Raw genomic sequence first — 20029 nt, 5'->3', positions numbered from 1 at the left:
CTTACTCATCATAATTAATAATGGGTTTATTTAATTTCAATTTTTGTTCGCGTGAGCGTAAATCGTTCCATAAGCTCAAGCGAGAGGATTTTCCTGCTAACTTACCACTGGCTTTTTCTTTCATTAGCCATAGGTTTTTACCGTTAAAACTGTAGATAGGCAGTAAGTCTCTGCGCTTCGATGCTGGTTTAATGTCTGCAATTAAGTTATCCAAAATCAGAGGCTGCGAACTTGGCGTTCGGTAATAGGCCAGAACCATGTGAAATTGATTTAATTCAATCGCTTTAACGTACACTAAGCGGAGCTTCTTATCTGGGACGCCGAGCTCAAGCAATGAGAAATACTTCGCAATTGTGAAATCTTCACAGTCCCCACCAGCGCTTCCTAGAAATTCTAGGGGTGTTGCCCAATAGTCTTTCCGTCCCCACAGGTTTATGTCGTCGACAAAATTCATCTGATTAAAGAAATTGTTGACGGCTTCAAGTTGATCTTTTTCTTTCAAATTGTGGTAGTCGGCAATGCCATTACGCCAAGCAGTAACACGCTTCGCTGCGCGATCACCGTATGTGCCTCGAACAGCCTCTACCCAGCGCTGCTCTTTCGTATTTAGAGCTACTGACGTGAATGGAAGTGACAACAGGCACATCAATAATGCGCCTGTTTTTATTCGGTTAATCGCCATCAAAATCAGGACGGTTCACTGAGTGTTTGAGGTAATGTTACGAGCCAAATTGTTGGTAAAGGACAATGGTTTCCTCCGAATCGCATTCAATGTAATCCCCGGTTTATTCACGCAAAGCCGTTTGTTGGGCGCGTGAAATAGGCTTCAATAGATAATCCAGAACAGAACGTTTGCCCGTTATTATATCGACCGAGGTCGTCATCCCCGGAATGATTGGGAGCTGTTCTGAATGACCAAAACTGTCTTGTAAAGTCCGTACACGAACAAGGTAAAAGCTGTTGCCTTCTTCATCTTGGATGGTATCAGCACTGATGTGTTCCAAAATGCCTTCAAGCCCTCCGTATCGAGTAAAGTCATAAGCACTGAATTTAACGATAGCAGGCAGACCGGGTCTTAAAAAGGCAATATCTTGTGGGGCAATCTTTGCTTCGACCAGCAGAGTGTCCTCGGTTGGGACAATTTCCACTAAATCCATACCAGGTTGAATAACGCCACCTACGGTATTTGTGTGCATTTTTTTAATTGTGCCAGTAACAGGGGATACGACAATGGTTCGGTTCACTCGGTCTTCAAGCCCAACCGTTGATTCGGTCAGCGATGACAATTTGTCTTGTGCTTGGTTGAGTTTTTCTTGTTGTTCGGAACGAAATTTTAGGGCGGCATCTATTCGGCTTAAAATAGCTTCGCGGATGGCGGAGGTTAACACGGGTACTTTAAGTTCAGTAGATGTGAGCTCTCGCCCCGTATCGTTGAGTTGTCGTTCCAATTTTAGCAACTCGATTCGAGGAACGATGCCTTCTGTTGCCAATGGCTTCGTAATATCGAGTTCTTTTTTAGCAAAATCGTAGCTACGCTGAAGGTTGGTCACTCGAGCTTTGATTTCAACGAGGTCTTGAAGTTTCTGTTCTACTTGTTGATCAAGAACGGATACCTGATTTTTAAGATTATTGAGGTCTTGACGATATTCTGCAAATTGGCGCGCAACCAATTGAGGATCGTTTTCAGCCAGCTGTTCTGGGAAGATCAGTTTATCGTTTTCGATAACAACACTGCCTTGCCAGTTATCTGAGTCTAAATCTTCACGGATTTTAATACTCGCGATGGATGCGGATAATTGCAGTACATTGGCAGTCAGGTTAGTAACTTGCTGTTCTCTTTCGCGAAAATCAGAACGAAACCTCGTGTCATCAATCAGAAGAAGCTGTTGCCCTTTTTCTACCATCTCACCTTCATGAACAAGGATTTTCTTAACCAATCCCCCTTCAAGGTTTTGAACCACCTGTAGTTGTGAAGAGGGGATCACCTTACCTTGACCAACGGTTACTTTATCAATTTGTGCCCAAGCAGCCCACCCAATGGCAATAGCAAAAAACAGCACTACCACCCAAAGAAGAATTCTAGCACTACTTGGCGTATTCAGAAGTAAAGCGGCTGTTTTATCATCCACGTAGTCTAGTTCTTTCGAGTCCAGCTTTTTCAGGCTCTTGGTGTCCATGTATTTCCCTTGCAACAAATCAGACGGTCAACAAAAATTTGTGTGTTTTATCTTGAAGCAATTTTCATGCTAACGCTTGTGAATCTTCGGATTTGATGAATAAATTGTTAAGTTGTTCATTTAATTATACCTCAGCTAAATATATTCACATATCAAGGCGGCAGATAGTTACCTCAAAATGCTTGTTTTTAAATTCGATGGATTCGTATAGCGGATAGAAAAACAGAAAGAAAAATGACTTGAGTTCCCATATCCTTAGGCGCAAAATCATCGGAAACCAGAAGGAGTCGAAATGGAACTTTCAGATATTCGCCGTGAATACACAAAAGACGGCTTAAGGCGTCGAGATTTGAAATCTGATCCGATTGATCAATTTAATTTATGGCTTCAGCAAGCAGTAGACGCCGGATTGACCGATCCGACGGCGATGACAGTAGCGACCGTTGATGAAAACGGCATGCCTTTCCAAAGAATTGTGTTGTTGAAAAGTGTCGATAAAGAGGGATTTGTATTTTACACCAACTTAGGTAGCCGTAAGGCGCAACACCTCGATAATCACAGTAAGATCAGTCTTCACTTCCCTTGGCACCCATTAGAACGACAAGTGCATGTGACAGGTGTCGCTCAAAAGCTAACAGCAATGGAGAACATGAAATATTTCAGTTCCAGGCCTAAAGAGAGCCAAATTGCCGCCATTGCCAGTAAACAAAGTAGCCGATTATCTGCCCGTAGCATGCTGATAAGCAAGTATATGGAAGTGAAAAAACAGTTTGAGAATGGTGAAATTCCCGTTCCAACGTTTTGGGGTGGTTTTCGAGTGAAGCCGGAAAGCATGGAGTTTTGGCAAGGTGGCGAACACCGCCTTCATGATCGCTTCTTATTTTCACGCGATGATGATGAGTGGTCGATAGACCGACTTGCGCCATAATGAGTTTCAATATACTCATGCTGCTTAAAAATGTCGTTTGAGTATAAAACATAAAAAAACGCCGCACTGTAAGTCAGTGCGGCGTTGTGTTTTTAAATGTCTTTTTAGTTGGCTAGCTCGTGATAACGAATGTTTTTAACACTTAATTCAATTTCTTCGTTATCCACTTCCCATGAAGTTGGTTTGTAGATACCGAACTTGATGTAAGGCTTTTGAATATCGTTGAATGTGTTTGGACCGCATACATCGGATAGCACCTCATCGTTAATTTTTACAGTTAAGCATGCATCTTTGTTATGAGAAAGTTCACCACTGATTTCTACATTATACCAACTGTCTGCTTCGTAGTAGTAATCGCTGAATAGCTTTCTGTATTCGATTGAGTTACCAGTACCGCCACATGTCCCATTCTTCGTCACTGATATTTGGTTTTCATCCCAACGGTTGAACATTCTCAAAGTGCCGTTTATAGACTCAAGAGCCATGATTGGACAGCGCCACGCTTCACCTTGATCTGGTACTGAATGTAGCTGGAAGTAGCTGTGCCATTGGCTATAGTGAGCAAAGTTGTCGTTAGTCTTGAAATCAAAAGAGAATTTAAACGGGGTATCACGCTTAACGACATCCTTTATTGCAAACTCACAACGTTTGCGGTTTGGAGCTTTGTTCATTTTTAATTTTGTAACGTCATGATCTTTGGTTAGGTTCACCGAGAGCAGGTCGAAATGACATTCTATATGAACTTTTTCATTTGGTGTCTTTAGTCCACCTAAATCAAGCTGTTCGTATACAGTTTTCCACATGTTTGCCGCTTGCGCACTTACCGAAAATACACTTCCAACTAATAATAAAGTTAAAGTTTTCATCATTATTCACCCACTCGTAAAAAGAAATAAATTTAATTTTCAAGTAATTGCGACATAGAGAGCCCGCTTATTTCTCAAAGAGAAATAAATGTTTAATAGATAAAACAGATTTCTAACATTAAAATTCTGTGTTTTTGTAAGTTAAAATCAATAATATTAAATGGTTAATGTTTATTGATTTTAAAAACTAACTATTTTTTGGCTTTTATATGTAGCGATAACAATCCAATTTTTAAGTACATCAAATAAGTTATTACATTAAGTTCGGAACTACTGTCTCGTTCCTCTCTTGTCCACAACGAGAATAATAAAGTTTATTTTTGCATAGAAAAATTTCTAAAAGGCTCACAATGATATTTGTACAAAATCAAAAACAAAGATTTGATCTTCATTCCATAAAATAATTTACTAGAGTAAAATAAAGCAAATACATCATGATTATTGATGTGTTTTTGTTGTTTAATTTATTGATATTTAATGTTTATATTGGATTTGCCTTATATTTATTATTCTAAAGGGTCAAAGTTTAATATATAGCTCAAATCATATGTTTTATGTGAATTAATAGTGAATCTTATTGTTTTTCAATTAGCTCAATAAGAATGGGTATTAGTATGTTTAATAAAGGGTTAGGTGAGTTTTTTGGAACTTTAACTTCTAAGTGTAAATAAATATTACATTTAAGGGTTTCGAGTAGAAAAAGACGCTAATTGACCATTATTAATCAATTAAGGTATCGAATTGTGCTTCAATTTTGTTTTGTGTTTGTAAATGTTTGTGTAGGGAAAATGTGGTGGGCTAATGTGGTCTGAGCTAAATATACAGGTCAACGAGCTTTTAGGGGTGTTATTTTTAAATGTGTAGAACTGTTTACATTTTTAATACATCGTACGCTGCAGATTTCCTTAAAAGTCCTACTTATTTATCGGATGATACTTCTTAATAGGTATTATTTTATTAAGTTATTGTTATTTAATAATTATTCGTATTTTGAATGGATTTCGATATCTTTTCTATTTGGCTAAAAATACAAATTGCCAAGATGGATCTAACGGTTTGAAGCGAAGCGTTGCCTATGTAACTTGGCTAAGCACAACGGATATCTGCGTATTCAACAAGCTTTCAGGAATAATGGAGCCAAACCCCTCATCTAAAGCTAGGTCTATAAGTTCACTTTTTGTTCTCGCTCCAAATTTGTTCCTTAACCGAGCAACGTGTCCTTCTACTGTTTTCACCGAAATGTTCATAGCGTTTGAAATGAATTGAGGTTTCTTCCCGTATAACAAAAAGAAAAGAACTTGAGATTCTCGCTGGTTAATTTTTTTGGGCGTACTGCAAATGGTACTGACGTAGACATCTCTTTTAAGGCTTTGCCCTGTGGCCCGGCAAATCCAATGCCCAATTTCCAGTATGGCGGTATCTTCCAGTTCTTGACCGTGAAAAATAACGCCTTGGACTTCCCCGTTTTCGTTTATCCATGGAGATTTGGTAAAGATATGGGCCCGCCATTTTCCGTCTGGATATGGATGGATGTCTAAGATCTTTAAGGTCTGTCGAGTCTCCATGACGTGCTTGTCTTGCCGCTGAAAATCGAGAGCGCAGATAGTTGATGGGCAAGGGATATCAAAGTCCGAAAGCCCTATGCACTCCGAATGGTTGTTTAACCCTACGAGTTGACTGAACGATTCACTCGCGTATACGTAGTTAGAGTTTGTATCTTTGCAGCCCCAGCAACCCGGAAATTGATTGAGGACAGACAAAAGAGTTGAATTAGGCACGAATATTCGCTCTGTTGTAGTGCGCCACTTGTTAATAATCATATCAGTCTCAAAATAGAGATTACAGCGTATGTTATACGTTCAAGCGGGCTTGTTTAAAAAAAAGCCAGCTTGAGGGAGCTGGCAAAATACAAGATACATCTTGTCGACGTGTAGAAGAGGTTATGATCGGCTTCAGGGTCTAAGCGATCATAACTGGTATCAATATGATACCGAGAGTTAAATACACTGGACTGTATCTAACTCTATGACACTTAAGATAAAACAGTATTTTTTTTTGAAAAAGGGGGGAATTCCCCCCTTTTAAGGAAAAAACGGTCTAAATACGATAAATATCGTATTATTGTTCACCTGAAGCACGTAATTAGGGGATACTTAGGCTTTAAATACTCGTGTTTTTGTTGAAGTGATAATAGTTATCATTTACGATTGCAGCATCTAATGGATTCAGGATGAAAAAATGAAGAAGATTTTAGCCCAGCTGGGGTTGTGTGGCCTTATATTGGTACCAGGTATGGCTACTGCTAATTTCAAAGTTGTTACTACGTTTACCATTATTCAAGATATAGCGCAGAATGTAGCTGGTGATGCTGCTGAAGTCGTTTCTATTACTAAACCTGGAGCAGAAATTCATGACTATCAGCCTACTCCAAAAGACATTGTAAAAGCTCAATCAGCTGACTTGGTTATGTGGAACGGAATGAACCTTGAACGCTGGTTCGAGCGTTTTTTTAGTAATATTGAAGGTGTTCCATCTGTAACGCTAACAGAAGGAATTGCGCCACTTTCCATTTACGACGGTCCTTATCAAGGTAAACCCAACCCTCATGCGTGGATGTCTACAAGCAACGCTCTTGTTTACATTGAAAACATCCGTAAAGCGCTCGTAAAACATGACCCAGTAAATGCTTCGACCTATAATAGTAATGCAGCAGCGTATTCTGAAAAGGTTAAGAATCTCGATGCGCCAATTCGCAAGCAATTGAGTGCGATTCCAAAAGATAAACGTTGGTTAGTAACCAGCGAAGGTGCGTTTAGTTACTTAGCGAAAGATTATGATTTAAAAGAAGCGTACTTGTGGCCGATCAATGCTGACCAGCAAGGCACGCCAAAACAGGTTAAATCACTTATCGATAAGATTCGTGACAACCAAATTCCGGTAGTGTTTAGTGAAAGCACCATTTCGGACAAGCCTGCAAAACAGGTTGTAAGAGAAACTAATGCTAAATATGGCGGTGTGCTATACGTTGATTCTCTGTCTACTCAAAATGGTCCTGTTCCTACCTATCTAGATTTACTGAAAGTAACTACACAAACTGTAGCGGATGGATTTGAATTATGAGTTCGGTGTCGGCCAGCTTAGAAGTATCCAACGTTGGTGTGACATACAACAACGGCTTCACAGCTATTAATCACGTTAATTTCTCTCTTAGCGGGGGCACGATATGTGCCCTCGTTGGGATCAATGGCGGTGGTAAATCGACGCTTTTTAAAAGCATCATGGGGCTTGTGAAGCTCTCGTCTGGTGACATTTGTGTCTCTGGGATGACCATACGTAAAGCTCTAAAAAGTAATTTAGTGGCTTACGTACCTCAAAGTGAGGATATCGACTGGGATTTTCCCATCCTAGTTAAAGATGTAGTGATGCAAGGTCGTTTTGGGTTTATGAATTTTCTTCGCCGACCGAGTAAAACAGATAAGGCGAAAGTCGCTTCAGCGATGGACCGAATGGGAATTAGCCAGTTAGCTGAACGACAAATTGGCGAACTTTCCGGTGGACAGAAAAAACGTGTTTTTTTGGCAAGAGCTCTGGCTCAAGAAAGCAAAACAATATTACTTGATGAGCCTTTTACTGGTGTCGATTTCACCACAGAAAGTGCCATTATGCAGTTATTTAGAGAACTTCGGGCTGAAGGACATCTGATTTTAGTGTCCACTCATAATTTGGGAAGTATTCCAGATTATTGCAATGAAGTGGTGTTTATAAACAGAACGGTTATTGCTGCAGGCTCCTTAGATGTAACGTTTACTCAGCAAAACCTAGAGGCGACATTTGGTGGGGTTCTCAAACACGTTGGCATTCCTGGTGAAGAACTGCACAACGATGCGGATCGCCGTGCTGTTACGATCATTTCCGATCACGAGAAACCCGCGGTTTTCTATGGAACCAACAGAAATGACTCTACTCTAATCAGCGAAGCTCAACATCGCGATGAATCCAATAGTGGCGAACCTAATCGCGATCAAAAAAGCCAGGTGGATCAGTAATGTTGGAATATTTATTGGAGCCCCTAAGCTACGAATACATGCTTAACGCGATATTTGCGAGTGCGATTGTGGGGGCCGTGTGCGCGTTTCTTTCAGCCTTTCTTATGTTGAAAGGTTGGTCCCTTATTGGTGATGCTCTTTCGCACTCTGTTGTCCCTGGTGTAGCAGGCGCTTATGCTCTGGGGTTGCCTTACGCGGTTGGTGCATTCTTTTCTGGGTTCCTTGCATCTTTGAGTATTGCGGCGCTGAAATCACTATCACATTTGAAAGAAGACGCCATTATAGGGTTTATTTTTACGACCTTTTTTGCTGCCGGATTGTTGCTGATCTCGCTTAACCCAACCTCCATAAACGTCCAAGCAATTATTTTCGGCAATATCCTGAGTATTGGACCCGAAGACCTTTATCAAATTGTCATTATTTCAGGCGTATCTTTGGTGATTCTAGGGCTGCTATGGAAAGACCTCATGCTTGTTTTTTTTGATGAAACCCAAGCTTCATCGGTTGGTCTTTCTCCTGTTAAATTGAAGATACTTTTCTTCACTCTTTTAAGCGCTTGTACAGTTGCATCATTGCAAACGGTAGGGGCGGTACTTGTTATTGCAATGGTTATCACTCCTGGTGCTACGGCGTATCTGTTGACCGACCGATTTGGTTGGTTGCTCGTTATTGCCACAACTATTGGACTATTGAGTAGTGGACTGGGTGCGTATATCAGCTATTTCTTAGATGGTACGACAGGCGGCATTATTGTTTTGATTCAAACCATATTGTTCATGCTTGCGTTTTTGTTTGCGCCTAAGTACGGCTTATTTTCTGATCGCATTGCTGCTTTGGGTCGGCTGAGCAGCGCCAGCAAATTGGCTAGGAGAGCGTAATGGAAGCGTTGTTTAGCTGGATTATCGAGCCGTTCCAATACCCATTTATGATGCGTGCGCTATGGGCTGGCTTAGCCGTGGGCAGCGTGTGTGCCATCCTATCGTGTTATTTGGTGCTTAAAGGCTGGTCTTTGATGGGCGATGCGATTTCTCACGCAGTCTTACCTGGTATTGTGGTGGCTTATGTTGTGGGTATTGCGCTACCGATTGGTGCGTTTGTCTCTGGACTCGCTTGTGCACTTCTGACTGGTTATATAAAAGAAAATAGTCGGGTGAAAGAAGATACTGTAATGGGCATTGTATTCTCGGGCATGTTTGCTCTTGGATTGGTAATGTTCGCTAAGATAGAAACCGATCAGCACTTGTTACACATCTTGTTTGGTAACATGCTAGGCATTAGTGATTTTGAGTTTTGGCAAACGGTTGTTATTTCCGTCATTGTTTTTTGTGTGATGGTTGTATTTCGACATGATTTCTTGCTTTACTGCTTTGATAAGAGCCACGCACGTGTTGCTGGCTTACCTGTAACGCTCTTACACTATGGTTTGCTTATTATGCTGGCATTAACCATAGTCGCGACCATTCAGGCTGTAGGCGTCATTATGGTCGTTGCAATGCTGGTTTCTCCTGGTATCACAGCCTTTGTATTGACCAAAAAGTTTACCAACATGCTGACAATAGCGCTGTCCGTGTCAATCGGTTCGACATTAGCGGGTACATTGATCAGTTTCCATATTGATGGCGCAACCAGTGCGTGTATTGTTCTCGTTCAAGCGTTCTGCTTCATTGTTGCGTTGTCGTTCGCCAAGTTTCGAACTTACCTTGGCAAAGCGAAACCGCTAGCAGTACGCACGGAGTGCAACGAATAATAAGGAATTAAAATGCAGTTGCCAGCTAATTGAATATGTATATTCAAAGCTGAGACTAGCTATTTTCGTTCAGACAGTTATATAAAAAGGGCTTCCGTTTGGAAGCCCTTTTTACTGAGTGAAGATAAAGAAAAATTCTTAACCCTTTGTGAGCATTCGAACAACTCGGAACCCGATGTAGTTCGTTGTTGATTCTGGAGCGACTTCCAAGGATTCATGTGCTGAAGCTTTTGCAGGGGCAAAGCTCCAAGCACCGCCTTTTGCGCTACCGTATCGATTATTTGTCCATTCCCAAACATTGCCCACCATGTCGTACAAACCAAGTGCATTTGGGCGGAATGCTTTGACAGGGGAACTGCTCACATTTGACCACTTAGTGCCAGCCCAACCTGTATTCGCTTTACCAGTACCAAACTCATCGCCCCACCAATAATTACTGGACGTGCCTGCACGAGCGGCAATTTCCCATTCTTGTTCCGTAGGGAGGCGGTATTGGTAGCCTGTTTTATTACTTAGCCATTTTGCATACGCACGGGCATCGCTTCTACTGAGGCACACAACAGGGGACTGATCACTTTGTTTGAAGCCGGGTTGACGCCAATAATTACCATCAACCTCCACGTCTACACTATTTTCCATTGTGGAGCAGGTTTTGTTTTGTTCTGCGACTGTTTTGTAACCCGTGTCGTTTACAAATGCAGCAAATTGCATAACAGTGATGGGTGTTGATGAAATTGAATATGCGCGTGTTAACTCGACTTGCTGAGAGCCATTCTTGCCCACATAGTAATTACCTGCTCCAACAACAATCATTTGTGGCGCAGCTGTGGGTTCACCAACTTGGTCTGCAAAGGCTTTCCCAGAACGGGGAAGGTTAGCATTCTCAACTAATACCGCTCGTAGGTTACCGTCTTGCTTGAGCGTCATTTCACGGCTAAATGAACTGAAGCCCTCTTTTTTGACGCTCACAGTGTGAGCACCTGTTGGTAGCATTATATCGACAGGCGTTGAACCGTAGCTCACCTCATTAATCAACACACTATCGTCGTATTGATTCGAACGAACCGTTAACGTTACCCATCTTACTTCTTTCTGCGTACTTGATTTTTCGAGCTTTTCGCTCGGGTCAAAGCAGTAAGCTGAATCAATATTAAGTAATCGACAGGCTGCGTTTAACGAAGGACGCGATTCGATGGCAACATCAATTTTTGCTTGGTACTGACCACCGTTTACAAAACCTGTTTTGACCGGTTGATGGCTTACAACATGAATATTTAATGCGGTTTGCTGAAGGTGCTGTTTAACTACATCACTTTCCGTTGTGTTATTAACTAATGCAGACTGGAATTGATTAACGGCTTTTTGAAGCGCTAACCCTGTGGTTTGTTCCTTACATTGCGCCAGAGTAGCATCCTGAGCACAGTTATGGAGGTAAGAGACCGTTTGGGAAGTTTGAACCGTTAACTCGTTTTGCAGTAGATCTGCACGCAAGCGAAAGTGGCTCTCTTCTAATTCTTGAAGTTCAGCGTTGAGTTGTGCACTTTTGGCTTTTGAACTTGATAAGGAAATTTTCTGCTCTTGAATTTGGTGCTCGACATCAAGTTGCTGCTGTTGATTTTGCTTCAGTTTTGCCCACGCATCCTGATAAGCTTTTTGGCTCGAGGCAAGGTCTAGCTCAGGGTCATCCAGCATTCGAGCATACTGTCTTTCCAGTGCTTGTTTGGCTTTCAGCCTTTTGTTATCAAGGCGGTTTTCATCTTGTTCCACCTGCAGCAACTCTGCTTGGAGCTTTCGAATGGCTGCCTGAATGTCCGTTTCCTGAGTACCGACAGACTGGATTTCAGCCTCCTTCGAACTCATAGCTTTTGAAACATTCGTGATATCCAAAGCCTCAGCATATGCTGTTACTGATATCAGGCTCGGTGAAAGAGCCAACAAAAGCGCTGGTAATCCTTGTCTCATGTTCAGTTCTAATTCGTGTTGTTTGCTTAACTAAAGCGCCATTTTGTCACGATCAATGAAGATTGATATAAACAAAATGGCGATAAGAAATTACGTGTAAATCGGCGATATTTCGTGCCGAACTTGGGCTCTACCCATGCTTTTCAGGTCTCAGTTTAACCCAAATAGTGTCATTACCGTTAATAGTAATCTGTCGGCTGTATGTTTCAAAACCTTCTTTGGAAACAGTAATCTGGTGACGACCCGCTGGAAGCACTAACTCAACAGGAGTGCTTCCATATCTCACTCCGTTGACGGTAACGTCATCTTCGTATTGATCGGAGCGTACCGTAATGTTTACCCATGCCTTATCGATTTTGGATGTAGTAACAACATTCGATTCGGTGTAACAATAGCGGTTTGCAACCCCTAGCAGTTTACATGCAGCAAGCGATTCAGGTTTGGCTTGCAGTTGAGCTTGCATTTTTGTTGCGTAACTGTTGTCACCAGAAAAGCCACTTTTAATGATTTGGCTATCTTGAACGTGAATATTAAGTTGTACATCTTGTAAGTGTTGCTTTGCCACGTTCGCTTCAGTTAGCTGACCTATCAATCGAGACTTAAATGTATTGACGGCTTTTTGTTTGGTTAAATGCTTGCCTCGGTTCGCACAGTCACGCAGAGTCATGCTTGCTGAACACGTTGTCTTGTAACTGGTTTCAAGAACGGCACTCTCACGTAATTCGGCTGCGAGCCTCTTTACTCGCGCTTCGACACGGGATTCTTGCAGATTTTGTTGCGCTGCGTTCAAGTGAGCTTGCTGCTGCTTAAGCTGAGAAAGGCGCATCTCGCTTTCACTGACAAGGTGTTGTTGGCTGAGTTGCTCTTTTTGATTTCCTTTAACCGCGACCCAAGACTCTTGGTACTGCTTTTGGAAGCTGGAGAGGTCGATATCAGGCTCTTCTACCAAACGGGTGAATTGCTTATCCAGAGCACTTTTTGCTCGATTCCGTTTAGCAACTAATTCAGCATACTCGCGTTGCAGTTGCTCTGATTGTTGCTTGAGTTGAGAGTGCGTTTTGGCTTCTTCGAAGTGTTCATCATCGACAGAATCAATTTTCTCTTGATTTTGAGTGATTTTTTCATCGATAGCTGCCACTAAATCAACGCTTTGTATCTCTTCAGCCTGTAAAGAGGAAGGTAGCCAAACTGGGGTAAGCGCAAGCAAAAGCGCTGGGAGTCGACGTTTGATCATAATTCCCTGCATGATATTCATTTCGTAAGTAACCTTACTGCTCTGATAAGGTCATAATTTTGACTGAATTGAACTTAAATTAAGTATGAAATTAAGCACATTCAATCTCTTAGTTTTTTGAGCTAATGAGTAAAGAATCAAGTCGCCCAACTTATTGAACTCTAAAAAGTCTACTCTGTCTTTGAGAATTTCACAATTTTCTTAGTTTTGATATAAAAAAATGCGATTAAAGTGGATTGAGTAAGCATTGACCGTAATTTATGTGCACTTGATCATTGTTCCGTGAAATGTAACCTTTTTTGACTCAAGTTGAAGCCCGCAGGTACACTGCTCGATGATACTATTTCAACCTTTGTGATCTTGCTTCATATTTTTAGTCGTCATAGTGCACACAAGCCTATGAATTTCCGGTGTTGCCATGAAAAATAATAACGGTCTTATTGGGCTTATGCCTGCTCAAGTGATGACGCTTCCCAGTGAAATGAACAACCATGATCATGAATATACTCAGATCGTGATTGGGTTGAATGGGCAGGCAGAATTTGACGTTGCTGGGGTTGGGAATTTTATCGGTCCTGGTCAAGGTTGTGTGGTAACGGCTTCTTCACAACATGCTTTTGGAGGAATCGGTAAGTCGGACATTCTGGTGCTCAATATGCCTATGATGAGTGAGTACGATCCTCTGGTATTGCAAAAATTGAATGAGCTAGGAAAGAAAGATATCTATTTTCAGCTCGATAACCAGATACAGCAATTGATTGCAATGCTTGTAAGTGAAATGCGCAATAGCCCTGCTGATGAATTATTGAGCCGAGCATGTAATGATACAGTGGTTGCTCTCTTGCAACGACACCTGAAGTCCTTCCAAGCTTTACAGAAAGACGGTCGACTAGATATGGATGCTGTGGATCGCTATATCGAGCAGCACCTGAGCCATAGAATTACCGTTATCCAGCTTGCTGGTAGTGTCTTCTTGGGAGAAAGCCAGTTTCACATGCTTTTCAAAGAGCAAACCGGTGTTACACCACATCAATATGTACTTGGACGACGTGTCGACATGGCAAAAAAACTCATTGAACAAGGAAATCTAAGTTTAGGTCATATCGCTGAGCTGACTGGGTTTTCTGGGCAAAGTACATTTACCCATACTTTTTCACGCCTTCAGGGAATCTCCCCATCTGTCTATAAGAAGCGTCTTTTGAACAAACACTAACTCCATGCCTTCCCTATTCAAACTGCGGAAAAAATAGAACTCTAATACGTTAAATCTGCGCGAATTTGTTTGCACTATATTGCATAAACTGTCGCGAAATTCCTGTGATCATGTTTTTACTTTGTTAAAAATCCGACTTTTTGCCAAAAAAGCCGGAGTTTTTGACAAGTATCTCGCTCAAGCTCAAAATACACTGCTACCCATTGTGGATGAACCCGATATTTTATTCGGTACTGAGATTGAGGAAAACGCATGTTTACAGCAACAGATGTGTTGACGAAACAGTTTGTTGAGCAACCGCTTGATCAACTTTGGTCACTGATCTCGCCATTGTATATGGTCGAAGAGACCCAATGGTTAGAACAACTAATTCCATTAGCTAAGCCTTCTGATAATGAAAAGCGTGCTACAAAGGAAAAAACCACAGCACTGATTAATGCTATCCGTGCCGACAAAAATGCTGTGCAGATGATCGATGCACTTCTATTGGAATACAGTTTAGACACTCAAGAAGGTATCCTTTTGATGTGTTTGGCTGAAGCATTAATGCGTATTCCAGACTCTGCAACGGCAGACGCGCTGATTCGTGACAAGTTAAGTGTTGCTGATTGGAAGTCCCACCTTAAAAGTTCAGATTCGGTTTTTGTTAACGCATCCACTTGGGGCTTAATGCTGACGGGTAAAGTGGTTGGACTTAAAGAAACGGAATCCAAATCCCCATCTCAAGCTGTTAACAGCTTAGTGAATAAGCTCTCTGAGCCCGTTATTCGCAAGGCGATGCATCAGGCGATGAAGATCATGGGTCATCAATTCGTTCTTGGACGCTCGATTTCTGAGGCACAAAAGAACGGCAAAAAGATGCGCGATAAAGGTTATACCTACTCTTTTGATATGTTGGGTGAAGCAGCGCTGACAGACACAGATGCAGGCAAATATTTTAAAGACTACATCATGGCTATTGAAGCCGTCGGACGTGACGGGTATGGATTAGACACGAGCCCTGCACCGTCTGTTTCCATTAAGCTATCTGCATTGCATCCACGCTACGAAGTTGCGAATTACGAACGTGTGATGGATGAGATGTATTCCACCGTTCTTAAATTACTTGAAAAAGCCCGTGAGCTAGATGTCGCGATAACGATTGATGCGGAAGAAGCGGATCGTTTAGAGCTCTCACTTAAGCTCTTTGAAAAGCTTTACCAAAGCGAAAGCGTTAAGGGGTGGGGTAAATTTGGACTGGTCGTTCAAGCCTACTCGAAACGCGCGTTGCCTGTACTGGTTTGGTTAAATGGTCTGGCAAAAGAACAAGGTGACTTAATTCCATTACGCTTAGTGAAAGGCGCGTACTGGGATAGCGAAATTAAGTGGTCGCAGCAAGGTGGATACGATAATTACCCGGTTTATACCCGTAAAGAAGCGACAGATGTTGCTTACCTTGCGTGTGCACGCTTTTTATTGAGTGCAGAGGTACGCGGCAACATTTTCCCACAATTCGCAAGCCATAATGCGCATACCGTTACCGCAATCGCAGTGATGGCAGATCACGGCGACTACGAATTCCAGCGATTGCATGGCATGGGTGATGCGTTATACGAGCATGCAATGTCCGCTTTTGGGCAATCTGTTCGTATCTACGCGCCAGTTGGAAGCCATAAAGATTTGCTTCCATACCTCGTTCGTCGACTCCTTGAGAATGGTGCAAACAGTTCGTTTGTCCATCGTCTGGTTGATGCTCGTTGCCCTGTCGACACGCTGACTCATCACCCTGTCGATTCGCTATTGGCATTTGATACGCTGAATAACACTAAGATACCTCTGCCAGGTGATATTTTTGATGATCGCAAAAACTCGATCGGCGTCAATGTGGATATTGACAGCGAAGCCGAAGAGTTTGAGAAGGCTGTTCATGCCTTTAATGAGCGTCAATGGAAAGGTGCGCCAATCATTAATGGTGTGAACCTTTTCGAAAGCATGATCAAGGATAGAGTACAACCAACTGCGGTTACCGCTCCTTATGATCGAAATAAACACGTCGGTAATTTGGCCTTTGCAAACCTTGATCATGTTTCCGAAGCTTTGAACAGCGCTGCTGCCAATGTGGATGAATGGCGCAGTCAGACCACCGAGTCTCGCGGCGCATATCTCAATACGCTTGCCGATTTTATGGAGCGTGATTTGGCTGAGTTGGTGGCTTTGTGTCATCACGAGGCAGGAAAAACGATTCACGACTGTATCGACGAGGTACGTGAAGCGGTCGATTTCTGTCGCTTCTACGCAAACCAGGCAAATCTCTTGAAAGCGCAGCACATCACCGCATTTGATGGTTCAACTAAGCAGGTGACGCGTGAAGGGCGTGGCGTGTTTGTTTGTATTAGCCCATGGAACTTCCCATTAGCTATTTTCCTTGGTCAAGTTACAGCGGCATTAGTCGCAGGTAACACCGTTGTGGCAAAACCCGCAGAGCAAACCAGCCTTATTGCAGTTAAAGCGATTGAATTGATGCTAGAAGCCGGCGTGCCAGCGGGTGTTATTCAGTTGCTTCCAGGTATTGGCCGTGAAATCGGTAGCGCGTTAGCCTCTCATCCAGCCATCGCGGGTGTTGCGTTTACCGGATCGACGGAAACAGCTCAGCGAATCAACGCAACGTTGGCAAGCCGCGAAGCTGCTCCCGTTCCGTTTATTGCGGAAACAGGTGGTCAGAATGCCATGATCGTCGACAGTACCGCCTTACCCGAGCAAGTTGTTCGTGATGTTATGCGTTCGGCTTTTGCCTCTGCTGGACAACGCTGCTCCGCTCTTCGCGTTTTGTTTGTTCAAGAAGATATTGCCGATCGAATTACGTCACTCATTCAGGGCGCAATGGCTCAATTGGATGTGGGTTTACCTTACTTACATAAAACCGACGTAGGTCCGGTAATTGACCAGACTGCTAAAACCAATTTGCTTGCTCACATTGAAAGAATGTCGAGTACGCAAAAACTGGTCGCGCAGGCAGAGCTCTCTCACGCCTGTGCAAATGGTGATTACGTCACCCCTTCGGCATTCGAAATTGACGATATTTCTGTGTTAGAAAAAGAGCATTTTGGTCCGATTCTTCACATTGTGCGCTTTAAAGCGAACCAAATTGCTGATGTGGTTAAACAAATTAACAACACAGGTTTTGGCTTGACCATGGGTGTCCACAGTAGGAATGAAACCACCTACCGCTGGATTGAGAAACACATTCGAGTCGGCAACTGTTACATCAATCGTGACCAAGTTGGCGCGGTCGTTGGCGTTCAGCCATTTGGTGGTCAAGGGCTGTCGGGCACAGGCCCTAAAGCAGGTGGTCCACATTATCTTATCCGATTCACTCAAGCCGTTTACGCATAAGGAGAACCGTTATGGCACATCAAGTCACTTGTTTTTCAGATGCATACTCAGCATGGGAAAATTGGAACCTAACTGGCTACGAACAGCGTAGCGCCGCAATTACCTCTTTCACTAAGGCACTTAGTCAAAAGGAATCTGCGACCAGTGCGGTAAGTTCGTATCACCTAGAGAAAAGCGAAGCATTAGTGGCTAAAACCCATTTGATGCCAGGGCCTACAGGTGAAACAAACGAGCTTTACACTGCTGGCAGAGGCGTTTGTTTGTTGCTTCAAGATGAATCGTCCGACACCGGGCGACAGGCTGTTACGGCGCAGTTAATCTGTGCTTTATTAGCGGGTAATACCGTTATTTTGAGCTCGGATGATTCTGTATTCACGCAGGCTATTGCACAAGCAATATCGAATACTTCATTACCCGCTCATGTTTTACAGATTATTCCGCGAGAATCCGCTCAGGAAATTCTAGAGTGCGATGTTCGCGCTTTAGGTTTTGTTGGTTCTCCAGAACAAGAAATTCTTCTTAACCGAAGTTTATCCAATCGAAGCGGTGCCATCGTTTCGTTTATTAGTGAAACGGATCTTGTCGGTCTTCCGACAGCATTAGATCCATTCCTTGCTTTGCGCTTCGTGACTGAGCGAACGCGCACCATCAATATAACGGCAGTCGGTGGAAACGCGACCTTGCTTGAGCTTGGGAGCGACGGCCACTAGCCAGTTCATGCCCGCTTCTCCCTTAATTGTGTATTCAATTAGGGGGAAGCTACATGGAATAAAAATAATAAAACGAGGAGTTTTATATGATCGAGAATAGCTTTGCTATTACCGGTACCTTTATTGCGTATCTTATTTTGATGCTTGCAATCGGTGTTATTGCTTATAAGCGTACTTCAAATTCAAGTGATTACTTTTTGGGTGGTCGTTCACTAGGCCCTTGGCCAGCTGCACTTTCTGCAGGTGCGTCAGATATGAGTGGATGGTTGCTTCTTGGTCTACCAGGTTATGCCTATGCTGCAGGTATTGAAGCATTTTGGCTTGCTGGTGGTCTGCTACTAGGAACCTGGGCTAACTGGCTTATTAACGCCAAGCGTCTGCGTACTTACAGCATTACGACCGATGCGTTAACGTTACCTGAATTCTTATCGCGTCGATTCCAAGATAATTCGAAATTGATTCAGACAATCTCTGCTTTCTTTATCCTTTTGTTCTTCCTTTTTTATACCAGCTCAGGCTTGGTTGCGGGAGGTAAGTTGTTTGAAACGGTATTCGGATTGGATTACACCACAGCGGTGATCATTGGCACTGTTTGTGTGGTGTCTTATACATTGTTTGGCGGATTCTTAGCGGTTTCTTGGACGGACTTAGTTCAGGGTTTGCTAATGGCAGCTGCGCTTCTGATTGTGCCGATTGCCGCAATGGATGGAGGGCTTGGTCAACTGACTGAAGATCTGAAAAACATCAACCCTGAGCTTTTGACTTTGTGGAATGACTCTAAAGGTGAACCACTGACTGCCATTGCGATCATTTCCTTGGCCGCTTGGGGTTTGGGTTACTTTGGTCAGCCGCATATTTTGGCTCGTTTCAAAGCATCAAGAAGCAACAAAGATCTCGACACAGCTCGTCGTATCGCGGTTATTTGGTCGGCATTATCAATGGTTGGTGCCATGTTAGTGGGCTTGGTTGGTTTAGTTTACCTAAATGGGCAAGGCAATGATTTAGCAGATGGTGAGAAAATCTTCATGCTGCTTGTTAATGCTATTTTCCATCCTGTGATTGCAGGCATTCTTTTGGCTGCCATTCTAGCGGCGATCATGAGTACAGCGGATTCGCAGTTACTTGTATCTTCATCAGCTTTAGCTGAAGACTTCTACAAGCAGGTATTTAATAACGAAGCATCACCTGAGCAAGTTGTCACCGTTGGTCGAATTGCGGTTGTCTTGCTATCACTTGTTGCTCTGTTCCTCGCGATGAACCCAGACAGTTCTGTTCTTGGGCTAGTTTCTTACGCGTGGGCTGGCTTTGGTGCCGCGTTTGGACCTGCAATCGTATTGAGCCTTTTCTGGGTAGGTATGAATCGTAACGGTGCTCTTGCGGGTATTTTGGTCGGTGGTATCACAATTGTGGTATGGAAACAGCTTTCAGGTGGTTGGTTCGACGTGTACGAAATTGTACCTGGGATCATATTGTCGACTATCTCTATTGTTGCGGTCAGTATTGCAACAGGAGAGCCTTCTGATGAAGTGAAAGCGCAACATGCCAAGTTTGAAAAGCAATTGCAGGAACTTGACTAAGACCGATAGTTCTTAGGAACAAGCTTTTTCTTATCAATCGCAAATGCTTAAAGAACAAAACGCTCTCGTTCATCCGAGGGCGTTTTTTTATTGAGTTTCAGTGATTGGACAAGAACTTTTGAGCTTTTAATTGTCGTTGTCTTAATTAGCTATAAATAAAGTACTAGATATCGTATTTTCCTGAAACAAAACATTTT

Annotated in this window: 15 protein-coding genes; 9 read left to right on the top strand and 6 right to left on the bottom strand. The window is 42.8% G+C overall.

Annotation, left to right across the window (positions count from 1 at the left end; genetic code table 11):
• Position 1: 1 nt before the first annotated feature.
• Entirely contained in the window at positions 2-682 is a 681-nt protein-coding gene (locus Q8W40_RS10280) for a transglutaminase-like cysteine peptidase (protein ID WP_101111873.1), read from the bottom strand.
• A 103-nt stretch (positions 683-785) separates the two neighbouring features.
• Complete coding sequence (locus Q8W40_RS10275) at positions 786-2177, bottom strand: HlyD family type I secretion periplasmic adaptor subunit (protein ID WP_305397067.1); 1392 nt, start codon at positions 2175-2177, stop codon at positions 786-788.
• A gap of 292 nt (positions 2178-2469) precedes the next feature.
• On the opposite strand from Q8W40_RS10275, the gene pdxH reads away from it, so the two are divergent.
• Positions 2470-3105: a pyridoxamine 5'-phosphate oxidase gene (gene pdxH, locus Q8W40_RS10270; protein WP_305397066.1), complete on the top strand. Its 636-nt coding sequence runs from the start codon at positions 2470-2472 to the stop codon at positions 3103-3105.
• Between the two features lie 104 nt (positions 3106-3209).
• On the opposite strand, the gene Q8W40_RS10265 is transcribed toward pdxH, so the two are convergent.
• Together Q8W40_RS10265 and Q8W40_RS10260 are read right to left on the bottom strand one after the other, a co-directional pair.
• A complete protein-coding gene (locus tag Q8W40_RS10265; protein WP_305397065.1) occupies positions 3210-3974 on the bottom strand; it encodes a heparin lyase I family protein in 765 nt (254 codons plus the stop codon).
• A 1070-nt stretch (positions 3975-5044) separates the two neighbouring features.
• Positions 5045-5791 (bottom strand): helix-turn-helix transcriptional regulator, encoded by a 747-nt coding sequence (locus Q8W40_RS10260; RefSeq protein ID WP_305397064.1) that lies wholly within the window; start codon positions 5789-5791, stop codon positions 5045-5047.
• Positions 5792-6209: 418 nt separating this feature from the next.
• Here Q8W40_RS10260 and Q8W40_RS10255 point away from each other — a divergent pair, with 418 nt between their 5' ends.
• The 4 genes from Q8W40_RS10255 to Q8W40_RS10240 are packed head-to-tail and all read left to right on the top strand — an operon-like array spanning position 6210 to position 9764.
• On the top strand, positions 6210-7091 hold the full coding sequence (locus Q8W40_RS10255; protein WP_370693379.1) for a metal ABC transporter substrate-binding protein: 882 nt from the start codon (positions 6210-6212) through the stop codon (positions 7089-7091).
• Positions 7088-8017, top strand: coding sequence for a metal ABC transporter ATP-binding protein (locus Q8W40_RS10250; protein WP_305397063.1), 930 nt, complete (start codon positions 7088-7090; stop codon positions 8015-8017). Before Q8W40_RS10255 ends, Q8W40_RS10250 begins: the two co-directional genes overlap by 4 nt.
• A complete protein-coding gene (locus tag Q8W40_RS10245; protein WP_370693378.1) occupies positions 8017-8895 on the top strand; it encodes a metal ABC transporter permease in 879 nt (292 codons plus the stop codon). Before Q8W40_RS10250 ends, Q8W40_RS10245 begins: the two co-directional genes overlap by 1 nt.
• Positions 8895-9764, top strand: a complete 870-nt coding sequence (locus Q8W40_RS10240; RefSeq protein ID WP_305397062.1) for a metal ABC transporter permease — start codon at positions 8895-8897, stop codon at positions 9762-9764. The genes Q8W40_RS10245 and Q8W40_RS10240 overlap by 1 nt, the downstream gene beginning before the upstream one ends.
• A gap of 138 nt (positions 9765-9902) precedes the next feature.
• On the opposite strand, the gene Q8W40_RS10235 is transcribed toward Q8W40_RS10240, so the two are convergent.
• Together Q8W40_RS10235 and Q8W40_RS10230 are read right to left on the bottom strand one after the other, a co-directional pair.
• A complete protein-coding gene (locus Q8W40_RS10235) occupies positions 9903-11726 on the bottom strand; it encodes a formylglycine-generating enzyme family protein (protein ID WP_305397061.1) in 1824 nt (607 codons plus the stop codon).
• Positions 11727-11856: 130 nt separating this feature from the next.
• Positions 11857-12960 (bottom strand): PEGA domain-containing protein, encoded by a 1104-nt coding sequence (locus Q8W40_RS10230; RefSeq protein ID WP_305397217.1) that lies wholly within the window; start codon positions 12958-12960, stop codon positions 11857-11859.
• Positions 12961-13378: 418 nt separating this feature from the next.
• Here Q8W40_RS10230 and Q8W40_RS10225 point away from each other — a divergent pair, with 418 nt between their 5' ends.
• The 4 genes from Q8W40_RS10225 to putP all read left to right on the top strand — a co-directional run bounded on the left by Q8W40_RS10225 (position 13379) and on the right by putP (position 19832).
• Positions 13379-14173 carry an AraC family transcriptional regulator gene (locus Q8W40_RS10225; protein ID WP_305397060.1) on the top strand — a complete coding sequence of 265 codons (795 nt, stop codon included), beginning with the start codon at positions 13379-13381 and terminating at the stop codon, positions 14171-14173.
• Between the two features lie 252 nt (positions 14174-14425).
• A complete protein-coding gene (gene putA, locus Q8W40_RS10220) occupies positions 14426-17545 on the top strand; it encodes a bifunctional proline dehydrogenase/L-glutamate gamma-semialdehyde dehydrogenase PutA (RefSeq protein ID WP_305397059.1) in 3120 nt (1039 codons plus the stop codon).
• A gap of 11 nt (positions 17546-17556) precedes the next feature.
• Positions 17557-18255 (top strand): aldehyde dehydrogenase family protein, encoded by a 699-nt coding sequence (locus Q8W40_RS10215; RefSeq protein ID WP_305397058.1) that lies wholly within the window; start codon positions 17557-17559, stop codon positions 18253-18255.
• Positions 18256-18344: 89 nt separating this feature from the next.
• Entirely contained in the window at positions 18345-19832 is a 1488-nt protein-coding gene (putP, locus tag Q8W40_RS10210; RefSeq protein ID WP_305397216.1) for a sodium/proline symporter PutP, read from the top strand.
• Positions 19833-20029: the final 197 nt, after the last annotated feature.

The organism is Vibrio penaeicida, assembly GCF_030689305.1.
Taxonomy (GTDB): domain Bacteria; phylum Pseudomonadota; class Gammaproteobacteria; order Enterobacterales; family Vibrionaceae; genus Vibrio; species Vibrio penaeicida_B.
Note: the sequence above shows the minus strand (reverse complement) of the source record. Positions and strands in the feature narration are given on the sequence as shown.

What these genes read in the sequence shown, in the direction of transcription:
- Q8W40_RS10280 (WP_101111873.1), bottom strand. Translation starts at nt 682, where the DNA reads ATGGCGATTAACCGAATAAAAACAGGCGCATTATTGATGTGCCTGTTG.
- Q8W40_RS10275 (WP_305397067.1), bottom strand. Translation starts at nt 2,177, where the DNA reads ATGGACACCAAGAGCCTGAAAAAGCTGGACTCGAAAGAACTAGACTAC.
- pdxH (WP_305397066.1), top strand. Translation starts at nt 2,470, where the DNA reads ATGGAACTTTCAGATATTCGCCGTGAATACACAAAAGACGGCTTAAGG.
- Q8W40_RS10265 (WP_305397065.1), bottom strand. Translation starts at nt 3,974, where the DNA reads ATGATGAAAACTTTAACTTTATTATTAGTTGGAAGTGTATTTTCGGTA.
- Q8W40_RS10260 (WP_305397064.1), bottom strand. Translation starts at nt 5,791, where the DNA reads ATGATTATTAACAAGTGGCGCACTACAACAGAGCGAATATTCGTGCCT.
- Q8W40_RS10255 (WP_370693379.1), top strand. Translation starts at nt 6,210, where the DNA reads ATGAAGAAGATTTTAGCCCAGCTGGGGTTGTGTGGCCTTATATTGGTA.
- Q8W40_RS10250 (WP_305397063.1), top strand. Translation starts at nt 7,088, where the DNA reads ATGAGTTCGGTGTCGGCCAGCTTAGAAGTATCCAACGTTGGTGTGACA.
- Q8W40_RS10245 (WP_370693378.1), top strand. Translation starts at nt 8,017, where the DNA reads ATGTTGGAATATTTATTGGAGCCCCTAAGCTACGAATACATGCTTAAC.
- Q8W40_RS10240 (WP_305397062.1), top strand. Translation starts at nt 8,895, where the DNA reads ATGGAAGCGTTGTTTAGCTGGATTATCGAGCCGTTCCAATACCCATTT.
- Q8W40_RS10235 (WP_305397061.1), bottom strand. Translation starts at nt 11,726, where the DNA reads ATGAGACAAGGATTACCAGCGCTTTTGTTGGCTCTTTCACCGAGCCTG.
- Q8W40_RS10230 (WP_305397217.1), bottom strand. Translation starts at nt 12,960, where the DNA reads ATGATCAAACGTCGACTCCCAGCGCTTTTGCTTGCGCTTACCCCAGTT.
- Q8W40_RS10225 (WP_305397060.1), top strand. Translation starts at nt 13,379, where the DNA reads ATGAAAAATAATAACGGTCTTATTGGGCTTATGCCTGCTCAAGTGATG.
- putA (WP_305397059.1), top strand. Translation starts at nt 14,426, where the DNA reads ATGTTTACAGCAACAGATGTGTTGACGAAACAGTTTGTTGAGCAACCG.
- Q8W40_RS10215 (WP_305397058.1), top strand. Translation starts at nt 17,557, where the DNA reads ATGGCACATCAAGTCACTTGTTTTTCAGATGCATACTCAGCATGGGAA.